This is a genomic window from Neobacillus novalis NBRC 102450 (assembly GCF_001591805.1).
Classification (GTDB): domain Bacteria; phylum Bacillota; class Bacilli; order Bacillales; family Cytobacillaceae; genus Neobacillus; species Neobacillus novalis.
Genome location: NZ_BCVP01000070.1, coordinates 1 through 9,540, shown reverse-complemented (window position 1 = coordinate 9,540; position 9,540 = coordinate 1). Strand labels below are relative to the sequence as shown.

The window sequence follows — 9,540 nt, the reverse complement described above, 5'->3', positions numbered from 1 at the left end:
GACTGGTTGGCTCTTAGAAAAAAACCACTGGTATTATTTAAATCCTTCCGGTGCAATGCAGACTGGCTGGGTTTATCTAAACAGCTGGTATTATTTGAACCGGAGTGGGGTCTGGGTACCGAATACGATTGCAGATGGATTAACAAAGGTATCAAATAATAATCAGCTCATCCTGGTGACTTCATTAGGCTATAACACCAATAAGGCAAAAATCCGCACATTTGAAAAAGAAGATAATAAGTGGTATGAAAAACTTAATGTCGATGGTTTTATTGGAAAAGAGGGCTTCGCCACTGTTATGAATGAAGGAGCCAAAAAATCTCCTAGGGGAAAATATACGATTGGGACAGCGTTTGGAAGATTTCAAAATCCAGGAACAAAGCTGCCTTATCGTCAAATCACTTCTGATGATGTATGGGTGGATGATTCTAACTCCTCCTTATATAATATGTGGCAAAAGGCATCTGAAAATCGGGGACGTTGGAACAGTGCTGAAAAAATGGATATTGCAGCGTATAATTACGGATTTGTGATCAATTACAATACAGCTGAAAGAATTCCAGGAGCAGGTTCCGCTATCTTTTTCCATGTTTCCAATAGTTATACGCTTGGTTGCACAGGAACTGCACAAAATTATGTTGTTGGCATTCTTAAATGGCTGGATCCTAGCAAGAGTCCAGTTATCATTCAAACCCCTGAAGGGGAGCTCAATCACTATTAATTCAATAAAGAGGTAAACGTTCATAAAGTGTTTGCTTCTTCGTCTTTTTGTTATCTGAAATAGAAAAAGGTATGTTAATTGAGTGTTCGTAGCACTCAGTTGATTAAACTTTGGGCCCGAGCTTGTTTGCATTGCTCGGGCCCTTGGGCGAATATGGTATGTGCAAGCAACAGTGCGCGTATTTGTTAGGGGATGTGGTATCAGTATAAATCCTCAGAATACACGTGGGATTATTTACAATAGGCTAAAGTCACCAATATTCTTTATATACTTGGATCTTTTTGCTATAATAAATACTACAGTTGTAAAAGTAGGAGGGGGATTATGAAGGAGATTCCACAAATATCAGAAGCAGAATATGAAGTGATGAAGGTTATATGGAACTATGAGCCGATTTCGACTCCTGAGGTAGTGGAGAAATTATCGAATAAGAGTGATTGGAAGCCAAATACCATTCACACTATGCTAGCGCGTCTAGTCAAGAAAGGGGCTTTGCACGCAAGAAAAGATGGCCGAGTGTTTATTTATACTTCACTGGTTGAAAAGCACGAATATGTTGAGCAAAAAAGTAAATCCTTTCTGAAGCAGTTTTTCGGCGGTACCTTAAATTCAATGGTATTAAATTTCATTGAAAATGATCAGTTATCGAATGAAGATATTTCGGAATTAAAGAAATTATTATCCATGAGAGATAAGAAAGGGGAAAAATAATGGATACCATGCTACTGCAAATTTTCGTTAGTACAATCGTGGTATCCCTCCTTATTTTCATCATTCTATTAATCAAAAAGCTATTAAACAATCATATGACGGTGAAAGCACATTATCATATTTGGTTTTTTCTATGCATTCCAATCCTTGCTGCCTTTTTACCTTGGAATTATTTTCGCCTTGGAGAAGGAATTCGCTATTTAAAAAGCTTACTTTTTTTTCATAGAGAAGCGCCATTGAACAGTGAAAGGATTAATGGAGTGGATGCCTCTCAGGCTCCAAACAGCAATTTATTACATGATTTCACGGAATCGGTAAACAAGGCAGCGCCCGATTTCGTCTACCATACATTTTTTATAGTCTGGGTCATTGGAGTGGTTCTTTTTGTTGGGGCTGCTGTTTATTCAACTTATCAAATCTATCAAATCAAAAAGTCAGCTGTGGCTGTTGATAACCAAAAGCTAAATAAATTATTAGAAGCGTGCAAAGAAATGGTTGGGGTGAAAAGAAACATAAGGCTGCGGGAGACCTCCCTAATTTCCTCGCCGATCACGTTCGGGATTTTTCAGCCCTATATTTTTTTACCAATCAAAACGCGAGAAGCATTCTCGTTAAATGAATTAAAATACGTGTTATTGCACGAGCTGCACCATCATAAAAGCAAAGATCTATTCGTGAATTACGTCATGTGGATGTTTCAGATCATTTATTGGTTTAACCCGGTCGTCTCGTATGCTTCAAAAAGGATTCGAATGGATCGGGAATTGGCCTGTGATGCATCCGTGTTAAATCTCTTAGATGAGAGCGGATATATCGAATATGGGTATACCATCATTCGTTTTGCAGATAAAAAGTATGATCGTACCCTTAAACAGATTGCTCCAGGTATAGGTGGGACAAAAAGGCAAATCAAACAAAGAATCCAGTGTATTGCAAGCTATTCTAGAGATTCTCTATTATTGAAATGGAAAAGCAAGGTCATCTGTGCTGTTTTAGGAATTGTTGTGCTATTCCTTGCTCCCATTACCTCCGTTATTGCTAGCCAAAATGATGTATATCAGTTTAACGGGAAGAATGCGGTCTATGAAGATCTAAGCGCCTATTTTAAGGGCTATGAGGGCAGCTTTGTTTTATTTGATTCCTCTAAAAACCAATATCAAATTTATAATCGAGAAATGAGTGAGCAGAGGATTTCTCCTGATAGCACCTATAAAATATATTCTGCCTTATTTGCATTGGAATCCAATGTGATTTCCGCGAATAACAATAAACAGGTTTGGGATGGGAAAATTTATCCCTTTCCAGAATGGAATCAAAATCAAAATTTAGCGACTGCCTTAAGCCGTTCCGTGAATTGGTATTTCCAGAATACCGATCGAGAGGTAGGGAGAAAGCTGCTTCAAGATTATTTTCACGAGATAAAATACGGGAATGAGGATCTTTCAGGGAATTTGGAAAGCTACTGGTTGGAATCTTCCCTAAAAATATCACCCATTGAACAAGTCCAATTATTATACCAATTAGAAGAAAATCAATTGGGTTTTAAAGCGGAAAATATCAAAGCGGTAAAAAAGGCACTTTTAATAGGTGAGCAAAAAAATGGGCGGTTGTATGGTAAAACGGGAACCGGTATGATTAATGGAAAGAATGTAAATGGCTGGTTTATTGGCTTTGTCGATAAAGGTGATGATCGTTTTTATTTTGCCATTAATATTCAAAATAAGGATGGTCAAGCCCAAGGAAGTAAGGCTGCGGAGATTGCCAAGCAGATCCTGCATCATAAAAAGATATATTAATAATGAACCCCAGAAAGGTTTTCCCTACCTTTTTGGTACTTTCTTGGATTAAATACTACAAATGTAGTATTTATGACTAACTTGTTCACAAATTTCCCAGTATGAAAGGGCTGATGTGTTTTGAAGCAGAAAAAGCAGAAAGAAAATATAGTAAAAAACCCAATCCGATGGAGATTGACTGGTCTCTTTTTCATGGTCTTTGTTCTTTTTTCTATCCTGATTCTTCGCCTCGGCGTTATCCAAATTATTAAAGGGGAAGCCTATGCGGCTCAGGCAGAGAGGACAGATGTGACGCCCGTCAGTTATTCCGTTCCGCGTGGAAAAATATATGATACGAATCATAAGTTAGTAGTCTACAATATTCCGGAAAAGGCGATTATCTATACACCGCCGAAAAATCCGCAGCCGGGCGAATTACTTGAACTGGCTAAAAAGTTAAATACCTTCCTGGTCATGACTGAAAAAGAGATCAATAAAGTAACCGATCGGGATTTAAAAGATATCTGGCTGCTAGAGCATAACAATGGCACGGATTTAATCACAAAGAAGGAGGAGGAATTATACGAACAGGAAAAGCTAAATGACAAGGATTTATATAAATTAAAATTGAAACGGATTACAGAAAGCGAGCTCAAGAAAATGGACAAAAATCTGGCGGCCATCTACCGGAAGCTTTCGTCTGCCATCGCTTTAACCCCGACGATGGTCAAAAATGAAAATGTAACAGAGGAAGAATTTGCAAAGGTCAATGAAAATCTGGATAACCTGCCGGGTGTAGATGTCACGACTGATTGGAAGAGGGGCCGAACCTTTGGGGAAACGTTTTGGAATATGCTTGGGGAAGTTACGAGTGCAGATGAAGGCCTACCGGCAGAAAAGGTAGATTACTATACTGCTAAAGGATACAAACTGAATGACCGCGTCGGAAAAAGTTATATTGAAGAGCTTTATGATAGTGTGTTGCAGGGTCGAAAGGAAAAAGTGAAAACAGTGACAGATCAAGATGGAAATGTGGTGAGTACAGAGACAGTATCGGAAGGGAAGAGCGGCAAGGATATTGTTCTGACCATTGATATGGAGTTTCAAGCCCAAGTGGAAAAAATTATGCAGGAAGAGTTGGTAAGTGCAATCCAAAAGCCGCATACGGATACGCTTGACACTGCCTTTGTTGTGGCAATGGAACCGAAAACAGGCCGTATTCTTGCGATGTCAGGAAAAGTGTATGACAGGAAGTCCGGGGAGTTTACCGATTTTACACCGGGAACCTTTGCTTATGCATTTGAACAGGGGTCCGTTGTAAAAGGGGCTACCGTATTAACCGGATACCAAACGGGTGTCAGGGATTTCGGGGAAATCGAGCTGGATGAAGTCATGCGATTTAAAGGGTCGGGAACCTTTTCCTCATATCAAGTCATGAACAGAATTAACGAATTAGAGGCATTAGAGCGTTCATCAAACGTTTATATGTGGAAAACCGCGATTGAAATCTTGGGCGGCAAGTATGTCCCTAATGGCACATTGAATATTGATCCGAAAAAAATCGAAACGATCCGCTATTATTTCAACCAATTTGGTTTGGGAGTGCCGACCGGTATTGGTTTTAATAATGAAACGGCGGGAATTAAAGGAACCAATCCAAGCACCTACTTTCAAATTGCCATCGGACAATTAGATACCTATACTCCGATGCAGATTGCCCAATATATCACAACCATTGCCAATGGCGGCTACCGGATGAAGCCCCAATTGGTGAAGGAGATTCGCGAACCCAATACAAATGGCGATGAACCGGGCAACGTGATCGATGAAATCGAGCCAGTGGTGCTGAATCAGGTGGATATGAGTGCGGAGATGCTTAAGCGGGTTCAACAAGGTTTTTGGCTGGTCACCCATGGCTCCAAAGGAACAGCGAGAGGATATTTTAAAGACGAACCGTACAATGCCGCGGGTAAAACCGGGACCTCGGAATCCTATAAAAATGGGGTGAAGACTTGGAATCTTTCATTTGCTGGTTATGCCCCATTCGATAACCCAAAGATTGCCATTGCCGTTATTGTGCCAAATGCCTACCGTGATGGTTATGCTCAGCCGCACAGTGCAGCGAATATCATCAGCCAGCGGGTTTTTCGGGCATATTTTGACCTTAATAAAAAAGGACAGATAACTACAAATGATTGACATCTTTTTATTACGAGTGTAGTATTAAGTGTGTAATAAATACTACATTCGTAGTATTACATACATAATCTACTATTACGTATGTAATCAGAGTGGAGAAAGGAGGAAATTCTCGCCCAGCATTTTTAGAATCTGCTGGTTAAGAGCCGATGGTGTTAATCTAAACATAATGACTAAACCCGCTGATTCTATTTTCAGGACATCTAAATATTAATAGAAAGAGGTTAAGATCTTGAGGAAAACACATAATATTTTCAGTATGAAAAAATTTATATATGCCTTGCTTGTGCTAGTGGTTGCAATTGTCCCCCTCGCCGGATGGTCGATGAGCACCCATAACCTTTCTGATAAGCCCGAAAAGGCAGTCAAGAAAACACCAGCACCCCAACTACACCGTGAGTTTGCAGAACTCGAGAACAAATATGATGCTCGGCTCGGAGTCTACGCTATCGATACAGGCACAAATCGGAAAGTCTCTTATCGGCCTCAAGAGCGGTTCGCTTACGCATCTACTTACAAAGCTCTAGCCGCAGGTGCATTGCTGCAGCATTACTCAATTGATCAACTGGACGAGTTGGTCACATACAACAGCGAGGACCTCGTTTCTTATTCACCCGTAACACAACTTCACGTAGATACCGGGATGACTCTTCGGGAAGTTGCCGAGGCTGCTGTGCGATATAGCGACAACACCGCAGGGAACCTTTTATTAGAGAAACTGGGAGGCCCTGAGGGATTTGAAACAGCACTAAGGAAAATTGGCGATAATAAAACCCAAGCTGATCGCTACGAGACGGATTTGAACTCAGCTGTTCCTGGAGATACACGTGACACCAGCACGCCAAAAGCACTTGCTACCAGCCTCCAGGCTTTCGCAGTCAGCGACTTGCTCCCAACTGAAAAACGTACGATCCTGACAGATTGGATGCGGGGAAATGCAACTGGAGATGCATTGATCCGTGCAGGTGCACCAACAGGCTGGGAAGTCGATGATAAGAGCGGGGCAGGAAGCTATGGAACCCGGAATGACATTGCGGTTGTTTGGCCGCCGAATAGAGCTCCCATTGTCATCGCAGTTCTATCCAGCCGCGATACACAGAATGCTACCTATGACAATGCGCTTATCGCAGAAGCCGCCAAGGTTGCACTTAACGCTCTCAGGTGAACCGACAAATAAATTTTACTCTTCACAATTAGGTGATTTTTAGAACTGGGACTATATGTTCGTTATTCCATTATAGGGCGCTATCCTTGAACAAGGATAAGCGCTCATTTTTCATTTAAGGGCCAGATTGTTGAATAAAGATAAAATCGGCTCTCCCCTTTTTTAAGGAGCGAGCCGATTTTTTATTATGACTTATATTTGTAATTCAAATTGCTTAGAATACAGATGTGCATACGCTCCATCGCGTGCTAGTAACTCATTATGTGAGCCTTGTTCAACAATACCGTCCTCCGTTAATACGAAAATTCGTTCTGCATTGCGGATTGTGGAAAGACGATGGGCAATGACGATGGTTGTACGTCCTTCTGCTAACATTTCTAGTGATTCTTTGACAATGTTTTCACTCTCGTAATCTAGTGCACTCGTTGCTTCATCTAAAATAAGAACAGGTGGATTCTTTAAGAATACGCGGGCGATACTTAGTCGCTGCTTTTGCCCCCCAGACAGTTTGACACCTCGTTGTCCTATCTCGGAGTCGTACCCGTTTGGCAAGCTCATGATAAAATCATCGGCATTGGCGTGCTTTGCTGCCACAATAATTTCTTCATCGCTCGCTGCTGGATTTCCATAGCGGATATTTTCCATCACCGTTCCCGCAAAAAGGTAGACATCTTGCTGTACAATCCCGATTGTTTTTCTTAATGACTGTAGGTCGATATCACGGACGTTGATTCCATCTAGTAACACGTCCCCATCTGTTACATCATAAAAGCGGGGGATGAGCGAGCATAATGTCGTTTTTCCCGCACCAGACGGACCCACTAACGCAACGTACTCTCCAGGTTGTATAGTAAGTGACAAATTAACAAAGACATCGTCTAAATGATCTTCATAGCGGAAGGAAACTTGCTGAAACGTAATTTCACCCAGTACCTTTGGCATGGTCATGGCATTCGATTTGTTATCGATTGCCGGCTTCAGATTCATGATTTCCATAAAGCGCTGAAAGCCCGTAATTCCTTCTTGAAACTGCGTGCTCATGTGTGTCAGTTTTTGAATTGGCTCAATCATAAAGCTAACATACAGTAAAAAAGTGATCAAATCCGCTAAATCTAATATTTGGTTGACGATACTGGTGCTACCAAAGATGATCACCGTAATCGTAATCAGTTGAATAAACGTTTCAACACCATTGAAAAAGTACGCTTCAGCTTTGTAGGTATTCTTTCGGCTATCAAGGAAACGATTATTTTCTCGGTTAAACTTCTCGATCTCTATGAGTTCGTTCGTAAACGATTTAACGACGCGGATTCCCGATAGACTATCCTCTACCTGTGCGTTTACGTCCGCGATTCGCTCTTTATTTCTTCTTAGTGCTCTGTTCAGTATCTTATTAAAATACAAGGAGAAAACACCTAAGAATGGTAAAAAACAGAATACGGCGATCGTTAATGGAGCGTTAATAAAGAACAAAATGATAAACGCTCCAATAAATCGGATGAGATATTTAAGGTAGTCTTCTGGACCGTGATGGTACAGCTCAGAAAGCTGTAGCAAGTCGTTTGTTAATCGCGACATGAGCTGACCTGTCTTTTCCTTATCATAAAAGCTAAAGGAAAGCTTTTGCATATGCGCGAACAGCTCGCTGCGCAAATCCCTTTCCATACGAGCTCCGATTTCATGTCCTTTGTAGTCCACAAAGTAGTTCCCGATATTCTGGATCGCTACTAAAACAAGCATTAGCCCACCAATCCAATACACTTCGCTTAGCGCAGTGGACAAGTCTCCTTCAAGAACATCTTTCGTAATATAGCGAACGAGCAACGGAAATACCAAAGTCAAAGCAGATACAATAAAGGCACATGCCAATACCGAAAGAAACAACGGTAAATACGGTTTATAATATGAGAAAAATTTTCTTACTGGAAAACGCATAATTAACCCCTTTTTGGTGTTATTTTAAATAAAATATCCACTATAAGGGGGTACACCGTTACATTTAAGAAAGTGTTCCACCCTTATATGTTTGTACGGTTTGATTCATCATGTTTTTCATGTAAATGGCCTCCTTGTTGGTTAATACTTCCATTGTAACCGATTTTAAGTTGGAGCGAACAGTATATTTCAGTAAGTTTTCTTATTTGTTTATGACGTTTTTTTCATTGGAATAATAGTAATATCTAATTGTTGCTTTTTGCGTTTTTTTCGATAAACAATTTTAGACAATGTAACACTAAATTCATATAAAACTAGTAGTGGTACGAGAACTAATATTTGTGACATAAAATCAGGTGGAGTTATGACAGCAGCTAGAATGGTTAGTAAAAAGTAAGATATCTTTCTAGCTTTAGATAAAAGCATTGGATTAATGACACCAATTGAGGTAAGGAACATAGCAATGAGCGGTATTTCAAATACCAATCCAAGCGGCAGTGTTAAGTTTATGATGAATTTAAAATACTTTTCGGCCGTAAAGATGGTTTCAAACTGGCCTTTAGATAAGGATAATAAAAAGTTAAGAACCATTGGATACACGACAAAATAACCGAATGAAAGCCCTGTTAGAAACAAAGTGAAAAATCCTGGAATGTAAGCTAATGTTATTTTTCGTTCTTTTTTCGTTAGTCCTGGTTTTACAAATAACCACGTTTGATGTGCAGCAATCGGGATGGTAAGTGCGAACGCACTCACTCCTGAAATCATAAAATAGATACTAAGGATTTCAGTCGGTCCTAATACTACTAACTCACGATTAAGATCACGAATAAGCCAATCATAGATTTTCTGCACAAAAATGAATGATCCAAATAAAAAAACGATAAAAGTGAGTAATGTAATGATTATTCTCTTTCTTAATTCCCCAAGATGATAAACAATCGTTAACTCTTGATTTTTCATAGTAGGCTCTCCTTTTTTCCTATGTTAAGAAAGAATAAAATTTTGACTTCGAGAATTGTCCAGCTCCAGCG

7 protein-coding genes are annotated in these 9,540 nt (G+C 40.1%); 5 read left to right on the top strand and 2 right to left on the bottom strand.

What is annotated here, in order from left to right:
• The 5 genes from BANVL01_RS25950 to bla form a co-directional block, all read left to right on the top strand.
• Nucleotides 1–721, top strand: a 721-nt coding sequence (locus BANVL01_RS25950) for a L,D-transpeptidase family protein (RefSeq protein ID WP_369689623.1), incomplete at its 5' end; no start/stop codon positions are given.
• Nucleotides 722–1,045: 324 nt separating this feature from the next.
• Nucleotides 1,046–1,432 carry a BlaI/MecI/CopY family transcriptional regulator gene (locus tag BANVL01_RS25945; RefSeq protein WP_066093043.1) on the top strand — a complete coding sequence of 129 codons (387 nt, stop codon included), beginning with the start codon at nucleotides 1,046–1,048 and terminating at the stop codon, nucleotides 1,430–1,432.
• Nucleotides 1,432–3,228: a BlaR1 family beta-lactam sensor/signal transducer gene (locus tag BANVL01_RS25940; protein WP_066093039.1), complete on the top strand. Its 1,797-nt coding sequence runs from the start codon at nucleotides 1,432–1,434 to the stop codon at nucleotides 3,226–3,228. The genes BANVL01_RS25945 and BANVL01_RS25940 overlap by 1 nt, the downstream gene beginning before the upstream one ends.
• A gap of 174 nt (nucleotides 3,229–3,402) precedes the next feature.
• Complete coding sequence (locus tag BANVL01_RS25935) at nucleotides 3,403–5,406, top strand: peptidoglycan D,D-transpeptidase FtsI family protein (protein ID WP_235845780.1); 2,004 nt, start codon at nucleotides 3,403–3,405, stop codon at nucleotides 5,404–5,406.
• A gap of 259 nt (nucleotides 5,407–5,665) precedes the next feature.
• Nucleotides 5,666–6,571: a class A beta-lactamase gene (bla, locus tag BANVL01_RS25930; protein WP_066097058.1), complete on the top strand. Its 906-nt coding sequence runs from the start codon at nucleotides 5,666–5,668 to the stop codon at nucleotides 6,569–6,571.
• Nucleotides 6,572–6,763: 192 nt separating this feature from the next.
• Here the strand turns inward: bla and BANVL01_RS25925 are convergent, their stop codons facing one another.
• Nucleotides 6,764–8,506, bottom strand: coding sequence for an ABC transporter ATP-binding protein (locus BANVL01_RS25925; RefSeq protein ID WP_066093033.1), 1,743 nt, complete (start codon nucleotides 8,504–8,506; stop codon nucleotides 6,764–6,766).
• 210 nt (nucleotides 8,507–8,716) lie between these two features.
• A complete protein-coding gene (gene tatC / locus BANVL01_RS25920) occupies nucleotides 8,717–9,469 on the bottom strand; it encodes a twin-arginine translocase subunit TatC (protein WP_066093030.1) in 753 nt (250 codons plus the stop codon).
• Nucleotides 9,470–9,540: the final 71 nt, after the last annotated feature.

Bases quoted from the DNA above. Each gene is read 5' to 3' on its own strand.
- BANVL01_RS25945 (WP_066093043.1), top strand. From the start codon at position 1,046: ATGAAGGAGATTCCACAAATATCAGAAGCAGAATATGAAGTGATGAAG.
- BANVL01_RS25940 (WP_066093039.1), top strand. From the start codon at position 1,432: ATGGATACCATGCTACTGCAAATTTTCGTTAGTACAATCGTGGTATCC.
- bla (WP_066097058.1), top strand. From the start codon at position 5,666: ATGAAAAAATTTATATATGCCTTGCTTGTGCTAGTGGTTGCAATTGTC.
- BANVL01_RS25925 (WP_066093033.1), bottom strand. From the start codon at position 8,506: ATGCGTTTTCCAGTAAGAAAATTTTTCTCATATTATAAACCGTATTTA.
- tatC (WP_066093030.1), bottom strand. From the start codon at position 9,469: ATGAAAAATCAAGAGTTAACGATTGTTTATCATCTTGGGGAATTAAGA.